Genomic DNA, 18,505 nt, shown 5'->3' with positions numbered 1-18,505 from the left:
ATGAGAACACGAATCACGCATATGTTATTGCTAAGCTTGATGATGGCTGTTACCGTTGCCAAGGCTCAAGAAACACAAAATAACACTGATAACAGCAATCAAAAGGCTGAGGCAAAAGAAGATGCTGTTAAGGTAATGGATGAGCAAGCCGATGATTTACAACAAATACAGCAGCGTCATTCTAAAGGCTTCAAAACTTTGTTTTTATCGGTAGCAGAGCGTCAGAAAATCGATGAACAGCGTTTAAGTTATCTTAACCCTAAGCTTGTCGAAGAGCAGAAAGAAGAAAAAATTCTTCCGAAAACGAAAAGCAAACCGAAGAAAAAACGTATTTATATTCCACCCAAAGTGGCTATCTCGGCGATTATCGTCAAGCCGGATGGCACAACCTTGGTGCGCATAAACAATAAGTATAACCAGTCGCCTTCGAAGTATATTGATATCAATGAGCAGGCTGCCAACACCAATGGTGTTCCCATTACCGTTAAGGGTAAAACGCAAATTGTCCCGGTCGGACAAACTCTGTTAACCCGTCAAGGCAAGTTGGTTGATACTCATAAGCTGGATGCCCAAGCACGTAAACGTCAATTGCCAAAAACAGAACAAAAGGCGGTCAAACAACGTTTAGAGCAGGTTCAAATTCTAAATGCCAAGCCTGAACCGCTAAAGCCAAAAAATAATGATGCCGGTGATGAGTAAAGTCCCCCGGCCTTCACATCAACCTATTTCAAATCTAGTGTCTTTCTAATTTTATGGATCTTCTTACTTTACTGGCGTCAGCATTAGGGCTGGCCGCCGCCACCAGTTTCTGGTTCTTCAATGAATTGCGCAAACAAAAAAATCAACTGAGTCAATTACAGCAAGAAAACACGCAAATTGCGTTACTGCAACATCAGCTTGAAACCTTGCTTAAAGAGCAGCAGATTTGGCAACAGCAACAACAATCCTTTGAGTTGGCGCAACAAAAAGTCGCTGCTCTAGGCGCGGAAAATCAAGCTTTGCAGCAGCAAGTGCAAGACTTCAAAGCAACTCAATTATCTAAAGAAGGGCAGCTCCAAGAATTGCGTGACAAACTGGCACAAAGTGATAATCGTCTGGCGGAGTTAACCACCCAATTGGACAATGAAAAAGCCAATGCGGCGGAGAAAATAGCCTTATTGGAAAATGCCAAACAGCAGATGAGCAGTGAGTTCCAAAACCTTGCCAATCAGATTTTCGAACAGAAACAGCAACAGTTTCAGCAAAGCAGTCAGGTCTCTATGGAAGCGGTACTCAAACCGATGCAACAAAGCTTGAATGCTTTTAAAGAACGTGTTGAGCTGGTGCATAAAGAAGATTTGGAAGGGCGTGCCGGCCTAACCGAGCAACTCAAGCAGCTCCAGGCCTTGAATGCGCAAATGACCACAGAGGCGCATAACCTGACTCAAGCGCTCAAAGGTGATAGCAAGACGCAAGGAAATTGGGGCGAGCTGGTACTGGAGCGTTTGTTGGAGCGCTCCGGTCTGACCGAAGGCATTGAATTTGATCGTGAAAAAAGTTTTACCAATAATGATGGCAGTCGCCTTCGCCCTGATGTCATTATTAACCTGCCGGACAATAAACACATTATTATCGACTCAAAAGTCTCTTTGACCGATTATGAACAAGCATTAAACAGTGATTCGGAAAATCCACGTCAGCGCGCTGTTAAAGCACATTTAAGCAGTCTGAAGAAGCATATTAGTACCTTGGCGGATAAACGTTATGAACATTTGGATAAGCTCAATGCACCGGATTTCATATTGATGTTCGTTCCGGTGGAGGGGGCTTATCTTATGGCGATTGAAGCCGATAGCTCTGTGTTTGAAAGCGCCTTTGAACAAAGAGTCGCAGTGGTCACGCCAACCACTTTATTCACCACCTTAAAAACCATCGAGCAGCTTTGGCGTTATGAGCGTCAGTCTGAGAATACCGTTAAGCTGATCAAACGCGCGGCGGAAGTTCATGATAAGTTTGTTGGTTTTGTCGAATCGTTTGAAAAGGTTGGCAACCAATTAAATACAGCGCAAACCACCTATGAAAAAGCGCGTAAGCAGATGCTATCGGGCAGTGGTAATCTGGTACGTCAGGCCGAGATGCTAAAAGAGCTGGCCGGGCGTACCAAAAAAGAGATTCCCGATCACCTCTTGGAAGAGGCTAAGGTCAACGTAATAGAAGATGGTGAGGGCAATCTTTAGCATCTCTCAGGGTTGTTGATAGGCTATCTATTTTAGATAGTTAATTGCCAACATAGCCAGCTTTTATTATTGCGACTCGCGTTATCGAATTTCTGCCACAAGCTTGGTGGGAGTTCCTTTTCAATTTGTTCTGCTAGCAGTTGTTGATAATGGTTTTGTTGATAAAACAATTGCAAATGTGTTTCAGAAAACGCCGCAATGTTAGTAATGCTCTCGAAATGTTTGTCCTCAACCAATTGCTGGTGAATAAACTCAAGCAACGCCGTTGCTATGCCTTGATTGCGATGCTCAGGGGCGATAAACAAACCGCGTAACCACAGTGTCGTTATCGAATCCTCCACCGGCAATAAACGTGCGATGCCAATTAAAGGTTTGTTTTCGCTCGCGTTATTATCACTATGAATGAGCTTAACGGTAAATATCCAATCGTCTCGGTTGGCGCCATGTGTTTTATGGCGTTTGAGAAAATGTCTGATTTGATAAAACTCGTCAGGCTCGGCAAGTGCAAAGCTATGCGTTGCTGATAAACGGTTTTCTGGGCTTTTAGATTGACTCATGAAGCTATTGTAAAACGTCTGCTACAATGACCGCAGATTTATTATCAATCGCTTTTCCCTTAAGCTAGTTTTAACGGTGTGGATAGATATGGCTCGACAAGTTTGTCAAAATTGTCAAAGACCTGAAAAAACCTGTCTTTGTGGATTTGTCTCACTGATTGATAACGACATTGAAGTCGGTATCCTTCAGCATCCGGATGAAACCTTCAATGCCAAGGGTACTGCGGTTATTGCGCGTCTATCGCTTAAAAATTATCGTTATTGGGTTGGTGAAAATCTAGAGCAGGAAAAACAAGAAGGGCTAAAGAATGCTAAGGCGTTTCTCAATTGGTTAGCTTTGCCTGAACCGGTTTATCTTCTCTATCCGCCGACCGAAGCTGATTTGCCAGAAGTGGAGTTGGTCAGTACAGAAAAATTGATTGGTATGAACCAGCCATTTCGACTCTTGGTGATAGATGCCAGTTGGCGTAAGAGTTTTAAGATATTACAGCTCAATAAGGTACTGCAGTCCTTGCCAAGAATTCTATTAGAGCCTAAATCCCCATCGAATTATCGAATTCGCAAGCAGAAAAACGTCGATTCCTTATCTACCGTTGAGGCGGTTTATGAGCTTTTGGCGGAACTGGAAAATAACGAGACTAAATATCAGCCGCTGTTGGACGCTTTTGAGGCCATGCAACAGCAGCAGCTCAGTTTTCGTAAAGAGTGAATACTATTGAGTTACTTACGCAATGGGGTTTCGTGATCGACTTCTTCGCGCAGTTTTTTGAAAATAAACAGGTTGGAAATCGAGAAGTTGAATCCCATTCCCATCAATACCCCGATAATCAACGCCAAAATAGTATGTTCGGCAAAGAACGGTACATATTCGGTCAGGGTGTAATAGGTTCCGAAGTTGACCCCAAAACCGAGCAATGAACTCGATGCAAATGCGCTCCATTGGGTCGATTTTTTGGTTTTTTCGCGATGGTTAAAGGTGATGGTGCGGTTTAACAACCAATTCCAGGTAACCGCAGGCCAGAAAGAGATGGCTCGCGCTACCGTATGCGTTGCACCAAACATCTGTAATAGCAGATAGACTGCTAAATCGACAATAAAACCGCTGCTGCCGACCATGGCAAATTGAATGAATTCGGCTTTGGTTTTGAATTTGTATTGATAGAGGCGGCGCAGGTGACGCAGGTATTTAAGCTGTTCACTCAGGGTCAGTTTCGATTCACCGTGTACGCGATCGACAAAGTGGATTGGTACTTCCGAGACCTTGGCAAAGTTTCCCTTCACCATCACTTCCAAAGCGATTTTATAGCCGATAGGTGAGAGTTGCTGTTTTTCTGGGATGTCAGCCTTGCGTACCGCAAAAAAACCGGACATTGGATCTTTAACCTTGGTCAATGGCAGAGCAGGAATGGTCGCGACTACAGAGTTTATATAACGCCATAGTGTCCAGCTGTCATCGATACTGCCGCCTTCCACATAACGTGAGCCCAAAACAAAATCGCTGCTTCGGCTTTGTAGTTGCTCGACCATTTTCGGAATGGCGCTTGCCGGGTGCGACAGGTCTGCATCCATGACCACGACAATTTCGCCTTTGGCCTCATCAAAACCATCGATTACCGCAGGTGATAGGCCACGATTTTCTGTGCGGTTGACTAAACGAATCGGATAATGCGCCGACAGTGCTTGCGCTTTTTCAATAGAACCGTCTTGCGAGTTGTCATCCATAATAATGGTTTCATAATCGAGACCCACCATTGCCTCTGCAATCATCTGGCTTAAAGGTTCAAGGTTTTCCACCTCTTTATAGGTAGGCACAATAATAGAAATCATAGTCAGTTCAGGGTATTTAGATGTTTTTGATTAGTTTTTTCGGTTTGCAGGGGCATTATGCCCGGCAAACCATTTGGTTTCAATCTGTTTTCCGATTTTGATAAAGCGCGCTTCGATCAGAAAGTTCATCCACAAAGAAAAATACAGCGTCATGGCTATCGCCAAGGCAATCACCGGCGCCAGCATCCATAGTCGAATCTGTTCAATTGAATGGATCTCAGTGGTACCCAAAACGAGCACCCAGGCAATGGCGACAAACGGAAAGTGGAAAAAGTACATCGGGTAGGCGACTTCGGATAGCAGGCGCCAGGTTTTATTTTCTAATAGGCGCTGTTTCAGGTTTTGCCGGACCGAACTTGCTGTGGGTTTTAGTTGATAAAAACCGAATAAGATCAGTACTAATATGGCGACACTGAAAACAATGCGATGCAGGCTGATCGCGGCAAGATTGATTTGACTGTCAAATACCTGATAGTAATGAGAGCTTTCCGCATAGACTGGAAAGCGCATGCTGATATAAATCAGACTTAACATGCTAATCCACACCAAGGCTTTGACCACAGCGGAGCTTTGTAAGCGGGCATTAGGCTTAAAAAAGATCAGCCATGCCCAGAGCATTCCCAGTAGTAGCGGAGTAAGGCGTGTTTCAATGACATAATACATGCTGTCCATATAGAGGCTGATATGCTCTGACTGGAACATCTGATACCAAGGCGTCTGATAAATCAACGCATCCGATAAGGCCACCCAATAACGGGCCCCGGCGGAAAGCACTATCAGCACCACGAGCCAGAAAATACCGTGACAGCTTCTTAGCAGCAATAAAATCAGCCAAGGCATAATCAGATAAAACTGCATTTCAATCGATAAACTCCACTGTACGGGGATAATGCCTTTACTGAAAATATTTTCAATAAAGAGCAAACTGTACCAGCCATCACGCAAAAGTTTGTCGATATCGGCCAAGCCGTAGAGCAGCAAGGCAACAACAAACAGTGGATAAATTCGAAAGAAACGGTGCAGATAAAAACGCGAGACAGAGATATCCTGTTTTTTCTCATGGATATTGAGCAGCGAGTAGGTCAATAAAAAACTGCTGAGCATAAAAAAGATATCCACCGCCTTGTCAAAGCCCAAGACAAAGCTCATTGCGGGCGGAATCGAATCAATGAAAAGTTGCAGCGCTTCAGGCTGTTTTTTAAACACCACAAAGACGGCAAAAAAGACATGAAAGGTGATTACCATCAGTACACTTAGCCCCTTAAGAAAATCGACCTCGATAAAGGCTTTATTGGGCTGGGCGATGATCTCTTTGGCGTGTGTCCACGGCAAAATCAGGGCTTTGAAGAACCACAGAAACGGCAAGATGAAAATGCTTTTATTCGCGCTGGAATCGATAGCTTGCATGGGCGGCCTAAGGCAAGTAATTGCGGCAGTGATAGAAATAGTAGCTGACAATAATATTGTCATCACCGTGCATATCTAACTGGTCAATTCGCTGACATGACTCGAAGTGGTTGGCTTCATTGGTCAGCGGTGGGTTCGGCTCGTAATGAGGTGCTACCAACAATCCATCCATTCCCGCTTGTGGACGGCCATACCAAAACTCAAACTGGGTCTGCATGGAGCTGGTGATAAATACCGGTTGTGGTCTGGCATACCAAGCCAGGTGGCTGGCATAACTCCAGTTGGAAACGAACAGTGCCGGTTTTTTTGCATCACTTTGTTGCTGGATTTGCTGTTGTAACTGTTCGGCTTTGGCCGCCGCTTCAGGCCAGCCATAATCACCTTGTAATGGGTGTTTGTAATCGGCAAATGCAATCCACGGCTGATAGATAAAACTATGCAACAGTAAGACCAGAGGCACCATAATCAATAGGTGAGCCGCTATTACGTTCTTGACCCAGCGCTTTTGACGTTGTTGCCATAGGCTGTCAGCAACGATCGGAATCAACAATAGCCAAGCCAAGGATGTCCAGTGCGGCAAGCTCGGTTCAAAACCGGATCCCCAACCAAACAGTAAGGTGACAGGTAGCGCAAACGCCAACAATAAACGGCGTGAGTGATTGGCTGGGTTGATATAGTTGCTAGCTTTCAACATCATTAACCAGCCGGCAACGAAAATGAGCGGGCTGTAAACAATCAACTGAATGGCTTGGGTTTGCAATAAGCGTTCAATTTGCCAGCTGTCGCTATGGGTGCCGTGGTTAATCTGGTAAATAAACGATGCCCAGTCGTGACTGGCATTCCAATAGAGCACCGGCAGAAGCATCAGGGCGCTGATCGCAACGGCTAGGTAAAGACCGGGCTGTTTAAGCCAGTAAAAACGTTTTTCCATCAGCATTATCGCCACTAGAGAAACCACGATGGTGATGGCGGTATATTTGGCTAAAGCGGCCAATCCAACCAGTACGCCGAGCCATAGCCATAAAGATAAGCGGATTCGCTTGCCGCTATCCATCATTCTTTTGATCACCAGTAGCAGCGCCAAAACAATCACCATCAAAGGGTTATCAGGCAACATCGCCATCCCCATCAGGGAAAGAATCAGACTACTGTTAAGCAAGACCAGACTGAAAAAGCCGAGCCATCCGGCGTTGTTATCAGCGGCGCTTTGATCACCAAACAATTCGATGGTGACTCGATACAGCAGGTAATTGAGCAGGGCATAGAGGGTAATCGGCACCAAACGTGCCGCCCAGTCAAAAGGTAGCAGTGCCATCGGTAACATCTGCAGCCAACCAATTAATGGGGGATGGTCAAAATAACTCCAATCCGGCATTAATCCATATAACGCATAATGCGCTTCATCTCCGCCCAGCTCGACATGAAACGCCATAATCAGGTGAATCAAAGTCATAAAGGCGACCAGTGCGACACTGGCTTTTTGTGGTGTGTTAATTAGAGATGTCATGGCTGCGTTTTTCATTGAATCATTCTGGTTTTGTGATTGGTCTGTTAACAACGTCTTAATCTGAGTTTGCTGATTAGAGCTTCAGGCGTTTGAAAATGGTTTCTGGGATATTGCGGATAATCAGCATAATAAAACGCCAGAACCATGGTGTGTACAGAGTCGATTTACGTTTATCGATGGCTTTGACAATCGATTTGGCAACCTGTTCAGGCTGTGCCCAAAGCAAGCCTTTTTTAAAACTCGCCGTCATCGGTGTGTCGACAAAGCCCGGTTTGATATCCAGCACATTAATGTTCTTGCTATAAAGTCTGTTACGCAGCCCTTGTAAAAAGGTGCTCACCATCGATTTTGCCGCACCGTAGATATAATTCGACTGACGACCTCTATCACCGGCAACACTGGTGATCACTGCGATATCGCCGGTTTGCTGAGTTTCCATCTGATTGGCAAGATGGCTTAATAAGGCAATGGTGCTGAGCGCATTGATTTCGACTTCTTGCATCATCAGTGCGACATTGTTTTGACACGCTGTTTGATCCGGCAGAGTGCCATGAGCGATCAAAACGATATCTATGCTAGGCAGTGTTTCATTGATACAGTTCATTAACTCGCTATGGGCCTCATAATCGGTGGTATCCAAATAGAACTTATCCACCTCATGTGCGCCGCGTAATTTGGCATCATCGCTAATCAAGTTGAGCTGTTCTTTATTGCGAGCCACTAGAAACAGACGGTGGTTTTGTTTGGCATATTCGCGGATAGTGGCCTGAGCAATCGCCGAGGTGGCGCCGATAATGACGATATTTTTAGTTTGATTGGCAGCAGCGTTGGTCATAAAGCGTCTCGCATCAGTATAAACATAAAGTTAATGGGTTGAAGCATCTCAACCGAGTAGTTGCCTACTATAGCAAAAAGCCGATGAATTCGTCTGTTTTCAAGCGCTAAAGGCCGAGGCGTTGTGACTGCAAAGAGTTGAATTTCTCCAGGGCGCCATAGTGCTCGCGAACCTCTTGAAACTCTTGCCAGCGTGGGTAACTCTGTTTGAATGTCTGTTCCGACATACGCGCATCTTTAGTCAGATAAATGCGCCCGCCGTAGTCGAGCACAATGGCATCGAGTCGTTGCAGAAAAGCAAAAAGATTATTGTCCAGTTTAAAGTCCAAGGCCAAGGTATAACCCTGTTGCGGAAAGCTGAGCAGATTGTCATTGCCTTTACCGAATAGCTTGAGAACCGCTAGAAAAGAGCCGCGTTGGCTTTGCGCTATTTCGTGCAAAATCTTATGTAAGCCTTCTTGTCCCGCCTCTTTAGGAATGACGAACTGGTATTGTACAAAGCCCGACTTACCGTACATACGATTCCAGTGGGCGATCTTATCCAATGGATAAAAATACGGCTGATAGTCGACAATACGTTCGCTTTTCGGGCTCGTGACGCGATGGTAATAAAGGCTGTTGAATGCCTTGATGCTATAGCGGTTAAGGGTGAATTGCGGCAAATTAAAAGGCATGCTCAGCTGGCCTTTGTTGATTTGCTTGGATAGGTCTCGGGCATATAGTTGATCGGCTTCGTCTCCGGCATGCTCGCCCAACATTATCAGTGAGCGCCCAAGGTTGGCGCCTTTGGCAAGGCAATCGATCCAGGCTACCGAATAGGTGAAATCCTGCGTCTGCTCAAAGCTTTGCAAGGTTTCGCTTAGATTTGCGGTTTTTAAGGTGGTCTCGGCAATAAAACGGTTGTTAATAGGAATCAAACGCAGGCTGGCTTCGACAATAATGCCGGTCAAGCCCATGCCGCCACAGGTGGCATGAAACAGCGCACTGTTTTCGTTTGCCGAGCAGCGCACCATTTCACCATTGGCGAGACAGATTTTCAGAAAATTGATATGTTCGCAGAAACTGCCGTGCAAGTGATGGTTCTTGCCATGCACATCACTGGCGATGGCGCCACCGATGGTGACAAACTGAGTGCCGGGGGTGACAGGTAAGAACCAGCCGAGCGGAACAAAATGCTCGAGGATTTCGGCCAAACTGACGCCTGCGGAACAGAGCAGGTCGCCTGTGTTATCGTCAAAATCGATAAAATAATCCAAACGTTGCATGGGGATGTGGCGTTCACTCAGGCTGCTGTCGCCATAACTGCGCCCCAATCCTCGGGCAAGCAGCGAGCCGCTTTGCGCAATATGCAGCTGAACCTGTTGCATGCTATTTGCCGGTAGTGCCTGGCTATCGATTTGCGGGTAACGTCCCCAACCGGAGATTTTGCTGACATGATTCATGCTAAAAAGCCTGTTGTGAAATATTAATCATTAACGAAACACAAAACGTTTATCGAGCTGGTATTTAACAAAATAGCCGATTGCCAGGCCGATGATACCGCCGATATAACGCATCTGCTGGGTCTGATAAATGGCGTCGAAAGCGGCTTCGAATCCCCAGAAGATAACGGTGGTGGCTACCCCCATCAAGGTATAAAGATAGAAAGTTTTGCTGCCGTGGCCAATCGAGGTGGTCTGGTATTGGAAGATATAACGTTTGTCGAGAAAATATTTCACTACCAAGCCGACGGCGGTGCCGACAAAAATAGAAAGCCATAGCTCAAATTGGCCTTGATAGATTCGGTGGGTGATATCTTGACTGACGATATTAGCCGCAGTGGCGAGAACGGCGAAAATCGTGTACATTAATGCAATCTTCATTCAGTAGGCTTTTGGGTCTATTTTCCGGGCTGATATTGTAAAGAATTATAGGTTATTTACGCAGTTCTATGCCCTGCTAATTTTATGAGTGGATTTGACTCTGTTTAGCTTAATAAGCTAGCCAATTAACGTAGGCAGAAATAATTACATGAATTCTAACACTTCCGATAAGCTTGACGCAGCTAATCCGCAAAAGTCTTCCGCTTTACTTGGTTTAATAAAATTGATGCGTCCACATCAATGGCTGAAAAATACCTTTGTGTTTGCGCCATTGATGTTTACCGGACTGTTTCTAGATGTTGTCGCCATCTCCGAAGCGCTGATTGCCTTTGTCCTGTTCTCAATCGCCGCTTCGGCCACTTATATCGTCAATGATTTGCAGGATATAGAGAGCGATCGCCTGCACCCGGTCAAATCAAAAAAACGCCCGCTGGCTTCCGGACAGGTTTTGCCGGCGCAGGCCAAAATGTTACTGGCGGTGTTGTATGCTGTTTTGCTAATAGGGTTTGTGGTCCAGCCGATGGTCATGGCGGTTATCATCGCCTATTTATTGTTGAATGTCGCCTATAGCTTTTATCTCAAGCATCAGCCTGTTTTGGATATCTTTACCATCGCCAGCGGGTTTGTATTGCGCGTCTATGCCGGAGCCATGGCGATTTCGGTACCGGTATCGAGCTGGATGTTTGTCACCACCTTGTGTCTGGCGCTTTATCTTGCCGCGATCAAACGCCGTCAGGAACTTATGCAGACTACCCAGCAGGGGCGTGAAGTTTTGGCGAAATATTCGGTTGCCTTGATTGACCGCTACGCTGAGATGTCAGCCACCGGTGCCTTATTGTTCTATAGTCTGTTTGTAATGAACGCGCGCCCGGAAATGGTCATGACGATTCCTTTCGTTTTATTTGGCTTGTTCCGTTACTGGTATATCAGTGAGGCTTTAGGTAAAGGTGAATCGCCGACCGAAGCGTTGATTGCCGATAAACAGTTGTTGCTGACCGTCATTGCCTGGATTGGTACTTGTCTATGGGCGTTATGGCCGCAAGGAGGAGCTTAATGAGCGCTCCTTTAATGCCTTATCTGGCCGATTATCTTTATTTGATCACTCCGTTTATCGCCTGGCTGGTTGCCGGTGTCTCCAAGTTTATTATCAATTCGATTCGTGCCAAGCAGTTGGCGTTCGGCTTGATCGGTTATGGTGGTTTGCCAAGTAACCACAGCGCCATTGTCAGCAGTATGGCGATGTTGATCGCGTTATTACACGGTATTGATAGTGCCGCATTTGGCGTTGCCTTGACCTTGGCATTTATCGTCATGCTCGATGCCAATAGCTTAAGGCGACAAGTCGGCAAACACGCCACGCTCATCAATCAGCTGAATAAGGCTCAGAACTCAGTTCAATTAAGAGAGCGTATCGGTCATAGTCGAATTGAAATCGGCGCCGGTATTCTGGTCGGTGTCTTGGTTGCCTATATTTTAGTCGCGCTTTCAGTTTAGTCGGCACGATGGACTTTTAAGGTAATCAATAATCTATGTTCACGGCATTCACCTCTTTTATTTCGCAATTGTCCCGCGCACAGCAAATCTTGCTGGCCGCTTTTATTGTTATCAAAATCCTACTGATCGCTTTGTTGCCCTTAACCGGTGATGAAGCCTATTTTATCGGCTGGGGTCAAAATCTGTCTTGGGGATATTATGACCATCCGCCGGCAGTCGGCTGGCTTTTGGCCGCCATGTCGCAAGTTGCCGACAATCTTTATTGGTACCGTGCGTTTGCGTTTTTTGGCGCCGTGCTGATCAGCGTGTTGATCTATCAGTTTGTCATCATGCAGATGCCGGATAAAAAGCCGGTCGCGTTTTATACTGCGTTGGTGTTTTTTGTTTCGCCCATTTCATTGATGTTTGTGGTCACCGCGAATGATACGGTGCTGGTGGTTGTGGCAGTGTTGGGAGTGTTTTTCTTTAGCCGTGCCTACCTCTACCGGAAGTGGCTCGATGCGATTTTGGCGGGATTGTTTTTAGGTTTGGCGTTTTTGGCCAAATACTTTGCCGCCTTTATGCTGTTTGGTCTTTTGCTTTTCAGCCTTTGGCAGTGGCGTCAATTCAATTGGAAGCAACTCGCCGTAATGATCGCACTGGTTGTTATCGCACTGCTTGAAAACTGGTTATTCAACGCCGCACATTGTTGGAACAATATTCTGTTCAACTTCTTTTCGCGTACCGCGGAAAGCCATTTCGACATGATGAATGTCCTCAGCTATCTGTTAATGCTGCTGGTGCTGTTATCGCCCTTAGGCGTTTGGTATGGCTTGAAAGCGCTGAAGTTAGCACCTTTGATTAATATCAATTATGCCAATAAACTGCCCGCGCTGATCTTGTTTGCGACCTTGCCGTTATTGCTGGTGTTGCTGGTAGTCAGTTTTAAAAACAGTGTCGGCTTGCATTGGCCTTTGATTGCGGTGAGCTTGCTATATGTTTTCTATGCGCGCTTAAATGACCGACAATTAAGTCGTTTATTGAGTTTTAACGCTTGGCTTTCATTAATTGCCGGTGTGGCGATTTTATTAGCACTGAATTGGGCCGAACAATTGATCGGTGAATCGCAAAGACATCAGGTCGCTCTTTATAAAACACCGGCCAAGGTGTGTTCGGCTTTACCGATTGATCAACAAACGTCATTTTTCACGCTGGATTACAGCAGCCAGTCGGCGTTGGCCTATCATTGTCAGAATGATCAGATTCATGTCTTTGCCAGCCAGTCCAAATACGGCCGTGAAGATGACAAATTGATTGACTATAAAGGCTTGGATGGCAGTACCCTTAAGCTTTTGATTACCCATCAGAAGGATTTGGCAAAGGTCGAGCCCTATTTTACCAAGTTGGACGTGCAGAGCTTGCAGATCAATGCAATGACGCAATATTACTGGCTAGAAGGGCACGAGTTTAATTATTCTCTATACCGTGAGCAGGTCATAAAGCCGGTTAATGAGAAGTTTTATACGGCACCGGACTGGTTGCAGAACTTAAGTCCATTTGCCGGGCCTTGCCCATTTAAACAGCGCTATGACTTGCCCTAACCGAATTAGGCGAGCGGTGTCTTTGAACTGCGTCCGACAATGTCTTTTACCAGTTTAGGTAACAGATAGCCCGGCAGTAAACCGCGCAGCTCCTTATGCAGGGCGATGGCTTGTTCATCGTTGACTTCAAAATGCGCCGATCCGGCGACCTTATCCAGTTGATTCAAATAGTAGGGCAGAACGCCTTGCTCAAAAAGCTTATGGCTTAGCTGTTGTAAGGTTTCGACATTATCATTTACCCCTTTAAGCAATACGCTTTGATTGAGTAATGTCACACCGGCCTGACGGTATAGGTTGAATAAGGCTTCGGTCTGTGTTGAGAGCTCATCGGCATGATTGCAGTGCACCACCAGGACCACCTTCAAACGGGTGTTTTTCAGCCACGACAAGAACTGCTGCCGTGGTGCCTGATCGGGAGCGGCAACCGGAGTGCGTGAATGAATCCTCAGGGTTTTAATCTGTTCAATATCATCAATTAATCTGATCAGTTTCATCAACGCATTTTCCGACAGACTCATCGGGTCACCGCCGCTAAGTATCAATTCATGAATGCTGCTATCGGCTTTGACCGCATCCAGCGCACTCTGCCAATGACGTTGATTGACCTGCTCTTCATAAGGAAAATGACGGCGAAAACAGTAGCGGCAGTGGATATCGCATTTAGGGCTGGCGATCATCAAAGCGCGACCGTGGTACTTATGAATCAGACTCGGTTGGGGGTTAAAGGTTAAATCGGCAACCGGGTCTTCGCTATACCCGGGAACGCTGTCTAATTCAGCGGCAACCGGTAAAATCTGCTTCAGTAGCGGGTTATCAGCGGTCGGTTGTTTTTTAATTTGCTCAATAAAATGTTGAGGAGCTTTAAAGGCAAACGCGGTTTCGGCCAATAGAGGAATTTGTTCGCTGCTAATCTCTACTCGGGCTAACATCTTATTAACCGCTTGCATGGTTTTGGCTGGCTGCTCTTTTTGCGCGCTTTGTTTGAGTGCTGAGTTCATAGTTTGGGGCTAAATGGGTTGTTTTAGATAAATTTTATTGTTTTCTGCTGTTTGCATAGATGGTTGTAATGGTTTTATATAGGCGTTTATAGCCGCGGGTTTTCTTCAGCAGGGAAATAAAATCGCCTTTGAATTATCGCGATAATTTTATGTTGCTTCAATTTGCGCTAAAATACGCGGATTATTTTTCTATTTTAAGTTAAGTACTGTTTTAAAGATACAGGATAAAAGAATGGCAACATATAGCACTAACGAATTTAAAAACGGTTTGAAATTCCTAATGGATGGGCAGCCGTGTACGATTATTGATAACACGATTGTCCAACCGGGTAAAGGACAAGCCTTTAACCGTGTTAAATATCGTAATCTAATGACTGGCCGTGTTTTGGAAAAAACTTTCAAGTCGGGTGAAAAAGTCGATGCAGCCGATGTTGTGGATACCGATCTTCAGTATCTTTATAACGATGGTGAGTTCTGGCATTTTATGGATGAAACCTCTTTTGAGCAGTATCAGGCAGCCGAGTCAGCCGTGGCGGATGTTACTAAATGGTTGATCGAACAGGATATCTGTACGGTAACGCTATTTAACGGTCAGCCGATTTCGGTAATCCCTCCTAAGCAGGTAACTTTAGAAGTCGTTGAAACTGATCCGGGTCTCAAGGGCGATACAGCCGGAACAGGCGGCAAGCCAGCAACGCTTTCTACCGGTGCCGTGGTTCAAGTCCCGCTATTTGTACAGATAGGTGAGCAGATTATCGTCAACACCGAAAAAGGCGAATACGTCTCTCGTGCCAAATAAGTTGATGGCGTCTGCACGCCAACGCTTGCAAAAACGCTCTAATCTGCTTGCTCAGGTTAGGGCGTTTTTTTATGCGCGAGATGTCTTGGAGGTTGATACGCCGATATTATCGCAAGCTGCAACGCCTGACCTGCATTTGGCCTCGCTGACGACTCAAGTCAAGGTGCCCGGCTTTAAGGATAAGCAGCGTTATTATCTGCATACTTCGCCTGAATACCCGATGAAGCGCTTGTTGTCTGAAGGCAGCGGCGATATTTTTTATCTCGGCAAGGTGTTTCGTGACGGAGATTTGAGTCCGCGTCATCAGGTCGAATTTACTATGTTGGAGTGGTATCGTCTCGACTTTAGCATGCAAGATTTGATTGATGAGGTGGTAGGCCTGTTGCAAACGGTTTTATTGCCGGTTTTAGCGCAATGTGCACAGGTCGAGCAGTTGACTTATCGGCAGATGTTCGCCAAATATGCCCAGATAGAAGATGTCTTTGGGGCTGGCAGCGAGCAGTTTCAGCATTGTTTGGCACAAAACGGGGTGCCGGAAATTATCGGTTTGCAAGATGAGGATACCGCCTTATGGGAACAGCTGGTGTTAACCGAAGTAATCGAACCTCAACTTGGTAAATCGGCGGTCAGCATCATCACCCATTTTCCCGCTAGGGATGCCGCCTTGGCACAGTTGGATAGTGAGAATACAGCGCAGGCCTTGCGTTTTGAAGTGTTTGTCAATGGTATGGAGTTGGCAAACGGTTATCAGGAATTGCAGGATGCCGAACTTTATCGTCAGCGCTTTGATGAATCTTTACAGCAACGCCAGCAAGCGGGGCTGGAGCAGGTGCCATTGGACAATAGGCTGCTAGAGGCTCTGGAACACTATGGTTTGCCGGCTTGCAGTGGGGTCGCCTTGGGGTTCGATCGTTTATTGCTGCTACAGCAGGGGGCGAGTCGACTTGAAGAGGTCATCGCCTATTCCCTAGATAAGGCTTGAGAATACCATTCAAGGTGTTGGCCGAATGCCTAGCCTCTTGACAGAGGGTGTATAATTAATGAATTGGTTGTGTCTTTGTAGAAATGCGTTGGGAAATCCGTATTGGGCACAAAAAAAGAATTACCCCTATAGTCTGATGCTATAGCCGTTTTTAGAGTTTTTTTGTGGTGTGTAACAAATTTCGCACCCTTATTTAGGAGAAGTCCATGTCAGATGTACCTGTCACCAAACGTTCGGTTATGGTGTTGTTTTCCGATTCAAAAAGCCCAAGTTGTCACCGTGTACGTCTGGTTGCTAAGGAAAAAGATATTCCAATGGATATCATTGAAGTTGAACCGGATAATTTGCCGGAAGACTTGTTGGAATTGAACCCTTACGCCACTCTACCGACTTTAGTTGACCGCGATTTGGTTTTGTATGATCCACAGGTTATTATCGAGTATTTGGATGAGCGTTTTCCGCATCCACCACTAATGTCGGTGGATCCGATTTCGAAAGCGCGTGCGCGTCAGTTGCTACGTCAGATTGAAACCGAGTGGTACCCATTGATTGATACCATTGCGAATAGTGATGATGAAGCCGCTGTGAAAACGGCGCGACGTGATCTGCAAGAGCGTTTGATCCAGTTGATTCCGGTATTTGAACATAAAGAATTCTTTATGAGTGACGATTACTCTTTGGTTGATATCAGTATGGCGGTATTGCTATGGCGTTTGCCTTCGCTGGGTATTGAGTTGCCAAAAGGGGCCAAGCCGATTATGGATTACGCTGAGAAAGTGCTAAGTCGTGAGATGTTCGTTGAAAGTATGTCTGATGATGAAATCGATATGCGTGACGTAATCTAATTGGCTTTAGATATGTCAGGTGAAACCATGATCTCTAATCGACCTTATTTGATCCGTGCAATCTATGATTGGATTGTTGACAATGGTTGGACGCCGCACATGCAAATTGATGCGGGCTATCCTGGTACGCAAGTGCCGCGTCAATTTGTTCAGGAAGGCATGATTGTCTTGAATGTGCACCCGGATGCGATTATGGCATCTGATTTTAATAATCAGATGTTTAGCTTTAAGGCGCGTTTTCAAGGTGTTGAACATCAGTTATGGTTTGCACCGGAAGCGGTTTTGGCGGTTTTTGCCCGTGAGAATGGACAGGGGATGCCTTTCCCGGCAGAGCCTTATCCTGAAGAGGCAGGCGATGCCGAGCAGCAAGCTTTGGATGACGCGAAAAAGCCAACCTTAACCTCGGTTAAGGGCAATGTCAAAAAAGATAAGTCGGAATCGGGGGCTGAATCGAAATCGAAAAAAGCCAAAAAGAAACCGACTTTGACCGTGGTCAAATAGAGTATTAAGGCGTTATTTGCAGACTTGGTCTTGCAGAAATCACTACAGTTCTTGCTGAATCAGTCTTTAAAAGGTTCGATAATTCGAATATCACCGAAAGCCTGCTTAATTGCAGGCTTTTGTTTTTCCAGAAACAGCAGTTTCAAATTAGGGCCGGCATCCATCGTGAAAAAGATTTCAATGCCTTGTTCTCTAAGTTGCCAGACCTTATGCATAGCGGTGACACTTTCGGCCTGCCAGTAGACAATCGGCGGCCAGGTGGCAATCATGGTGGCATGCATGGAAAGGGCGTTGTGTTCAGCGGTTTTTCCGAGTGCGGCAAAGTCTTTTGTTTGAATTGCTTCAATAATGCTCTGCATATCTCGGTTGGCCTGTTCCGGCCAAGCCTGATAAAGATCGCAAGTATTGACCGTATTCTGCATGCCTTGGGTCGAGCTTAGCGGTTTTTCTTTGATGTCGACCTCAACTAGGCCGATGCAAAATTCCGGCCATTTAGTGTCGATGGCTTCGGCAAAACTGTCCAGGCCGTTTTCGTTCTCGCCTTTATGCCATAAAGCAAAACCGTTAAATAGCGAGCGGCTCGCGCTGCCACTGCCTAAGCGTGCCAATAGAGATAATTGTTGACCATTGAGTTGCCAGTCAAACAGGTCATTTAATGCCAGTACCAAGGCCGCATAACCGGAAGCGGATGATGCCAATCCGGCGGCGGTAGGTACGCTGTTATAGGTGTTGATGGCGAAGTGTTGATTGTCGCCACCGCGGAACAGGTCAAGAAACTTGCTCACCCGTTTGGCAAAAGCATGCTCCGCTGGCAGTGGCTCGTTGTTTAACAACACCTTATCCTCTGCGGCTTCAATCAGGCTAATCTCGGTCTCTGTTCCCAACCCCGGCAGACTAATGGAAACACTGCCGTTTAGCGGCAGGTTCAACTCGATATCACGTTTTCCCCAGTATTTACTCAAAGCGATATTGACCGGAGCCTTACCCGTACCTTGAGTTTTTTTTGCCTCAAAGGGTTCTGTTTGTGCAGATTGCGTTAAAACCTGATTAACAAAAAGTTGTTGGCGGGAAAGTGTTGTTGAGGTTGGCATAAAGC

General features: G+C 45.9%; 19 protein-coding genes. 10 read left to right on the top strand and 9 right to left on the bottom strand.

What is annotated here, in order from left to right:
- Positions 1 to 699 carry a hypothetical protein gene (locus FE785_RS08605; protein ID WP_138565361.1) on the top strand — a complete coding sequence of 233 codons (699 nt, stop codon included), beginning with the start codon at positions 1 to 3 and terminating at the stop codon, positions 697 to 699.
- A 53-nt stretch (positions 700 to 752) separates the two neighbouring features.
- On the top strand, positions 753 to 2,216 hold the full coding sequence (locus FE785_RS08600; protein ID WP_138565360.1) for a DNA recombination protein RmuC: 1,464 nt from the start codon (positions 753 to 755) through the stop codon (positions 2,214 to 2,216).
- Positions 2,217 to 2,248: 32 nt separating this feature from the next.
- Here FE785_RS08600 and FE785_RS08595 read toward each other — a convergent pair whose 3' ends face one another.
- Positions 2,249 to 2,773 (bottom strand): GNAT family N-acetyltransferase, encoded by a 525-nt coding sequence (locus FE785_RS08595; RefSeq protein WP_138565359.1) that lies wholly within the window; start codon positions 2,771 to 2,773, stop codon positions 2,249 to 2,251.
- A gap of 88 nt (positions 2,774 to 2,861) precedes the next feature.
- Between FE785_RS08595 and FE785_RS08590 the strand changes: the two genes are divergently transcribed.
- Positions 2,862 to 3,482 (top strand): tRNA-uridine aminocarboxypropyltransferase, encoded by a 621-nt coding sequence (locus FE785_RS08590; RefSeq protein WP_138565358.1) that lies wholly within the window; start codon positions 2,862 to 2,864, stop codon positions 3,480 to 3,482.
- Between the two features lie 11 nt (positions 3,483 to 3,493).
- Here the strand turns inward: FE785_RS08590 and FE785_RS08585 are convergent, their stop codons facing one another.
- The 6 genes from FE785_RS08585 to FE785_RS08560 all read right to left on the bottom strand — a co-directional run bounded on the left by FE785_RS08585 (position 3,494) and on the right by FE785_RS08560 (position 10,210).
- Positions 3,494 to 4,600 (bottom strand): glycosyltransferase, encoded by a 1,107-nt coding sequence (locus tag FE785_RS08585; protein WP_138565357.1) that lies wholly within the window; start codon positions 4,598 to 4,600, stop codon positions 3,494 to 3,496.
- Between the two features lie 30 nt (positions 4,601 to 4,630).
- Complete coding sequence (locus FE785_RS08580) at positions 4,631 to 6,007, bottom strand: acyltransferase family protein (RefSeq protein WP_168188947.1); 1,377 nt, start codon at positions 6,005 to 6,007, stop codon at positions 4,631 to 4,633.
- Positions 6,008 to 6,014: 7 nt separating this feature from the next.
- A complete protein-coding gene (locus tag FE785_RS08575; protein WP_168188946.1) occupies positions 6,015 to 7,514 on the bottom strand; it encodes a glycosyltransferase family 39 protein in 1,500 nt (499 codons plus the stop codon).
- Positions 7,515 to 7,587: 73 nt separating this feature from the next.
- The gene (locus tag FE785_RS08570; protein ID WP_138565354.1) at positions 7,588 to 8,349 is read right to left on the bottom strand and encodes an SDR family oxidoreductase; all 762 of its coding nucleotides are present in this window, start codon (positions 8,347 to 8,349) and stop codon (positions 7,588 to 7,590) included.
- Positions 8,350 to 8,455: 106 nt separating this feature from the next.
- Complete coding sequence (locus tag FE785_RS08565; protein ID WP_138565353.1) at positions 8,456 to 9,790, bottom strand: FAD-binding oxidoreductase; 1,335 nt, start codon at positions 9,788 to 9,790, stop codon at positions 8,456 to 8,458.
- A 30-nt stretch (positions 9,791 to 9,820) separates the two neighbouring features.
- Complete coding sequence (locus FE785_RS08560) at positions 9,821 to 10,210, bottom strand: GtrA family protein (protein WP_138565352.1); 390 nt, start codon at positions 10,208 to 10,210, stop codon at positions 9,821 to 9,823.
- A gap of 148 nt (positions 10,211 to 10,358) precedes the next feature.
- Between FE785_RS08560 and FE785_RS08555 the strand changes: the two genes are divergently transcribed.
- Genes FE785_RS08555 through FE785_RS08545 form a run of 3 tightly spaced genes read left to right on the top strand, consistent with a single transcriptional unit; the run spans position 10,359 to position 13,284 of the window.
- Positions 10,359 to 11,264 carry a decaprenyl-phosphate phosphoribosyltransferase gene (locus FE785_RS08555; RefSeq protein WP_138565351.1) on the top strand — a complete coding sequence of 302 codons (906 nt, stop codon included), beginning with the start codon at positions 10,359 to 10,361 and terminating at the stop codon, positions 11,262 to 11,264.
- A complete protein-coding gene (locus tag FE785_RS08550; protein ID WP_238696250.1) occupies positions 11,264 to 11,704 on the top strand; it encodes a divergent PAP2 family protein in 441 nt (146 codons plus the stop codon). The genes FE785_RS08555 and FE785_RS08550 overlap by 1 nt, the downstream gene beginning before the upstream one ends.
- A gap of 35 nt (positions 11,705 to 11,739) precedes the next feature.
- A complete protein-coding gene (locus tag FE785_RS08545; RefSeq protein WP_138565350.1) occupies positions 11,740 to 13,284 on the top strand; it encodes an ArnT family glycosyltransferase in 1,545 nt (514 codons plus the stop codon).
- Positions 13,285 to 13,289: 5 nt separating this feature from the next.
- Here FE785_RS08545 and epmB read toward each other — a convergent pair whose 3' ends face one another.
- Entirely contained in the window at positions 13,290 to 14,282 is a 993-nt protein-coding gene (epmB, locus tag FE785_RS08540) for an EF-P beta-lysylation protein EpmB (RefSeq protein WP_138565349.1), read from the bottom strand.
- A 232-nt stretch (positions 14,283 to 14,514) separates the two neighbouring features.
- On the opposite strand from epmB, the gene efp reads away from it, so the two are divergent.
- From efp to FE785_RS08520, 4 genes are all read left to right on the top strand, one after another.
- Positions 14,515 to 15,081 carry an elongation factor P gene (gene efp, locus FE785_RS08535; protein WP_138565348.1) on the top strand — a complete coding sequence of 189 codons (567 nt, stop codon included), beginning with the start codon at positions 14,515 to 14,517 and terminating at the stop codon, positions 15,079 to 15,081.
- Entirely contained in the window at positions 15,071 to 16,063 is a 993-nt protein-coding gene (gene epmA / locus FE785_RS08530; protein ID WP_238696249.1) for an EF-P lysine aminoacylase EpmA, read from the top strand. Before efp ends, epmA begins: the two co-directional genes overlap by 11 nt.
- 206 nt (positions 16,064 to 16,269) lie before the next feature.
- Positions 16,270 to 16,908 carry a glutathione S-transferase N-terminal domain-containing protein gene (locus tag FE785_RS08525; protein WP_138565347.1) on the top strand — a complete coding sequence of 213 codons (639 nt, stop codon included), beginning with the start codon at positions 16,270 to 16,272 and terminating at the stop codon, positions 16,906 to 16,908.
- 12 nt (positions 16,909 to 16,920) lie between these two features.
- Positions 16,921 to 17,409 (top strand): ClpXP protease specificity-enhancing factor, encoded by a 489-nt coding sequence (locus tag FE785_RS08520; protein WP_238696248.1) that lies wholly within the window; start codon positions 16,921 to 16,923, stop codon positions 17,407 to 17,409.
- Between the two features lie 59 nt (positions 17,410 to 17,468).
- On the opposite strand, the gene mvaD is transcribed toward FE785_RS08520, so the two are convergent.
- Positions 17,469 to 18,500 (bottom strand): diphosphomevalonate decarboxylase, encoded by a 1,032-nt coding sequence (mvaD, locus tag FE785_RS08515; protein WP_138565346.1) that lies wholly within the window; start codon positions 18,498 to 18,500, stop codon positions 17,469 to 17,471.
- Positions 18,501 to 18,505 lie beyond the last annotated feature (5 nt).

This window comes from Thiomicrorhabdus sediminis (assembly GCF_005885815.1).
Lineage (GTDB): Bacteria > Pseudomonadota > Gammaproteobacteria > Thiomicrospirales > Thiomicrospiraceae > Thiomicrorhabdus > Thiomicrorhabdus sediminis.
The sequence above is the reverse complement of the archived record's forward strand: the minus strand, read 5'-3'. Positions and strand labels throughout refer to the sequence as shown.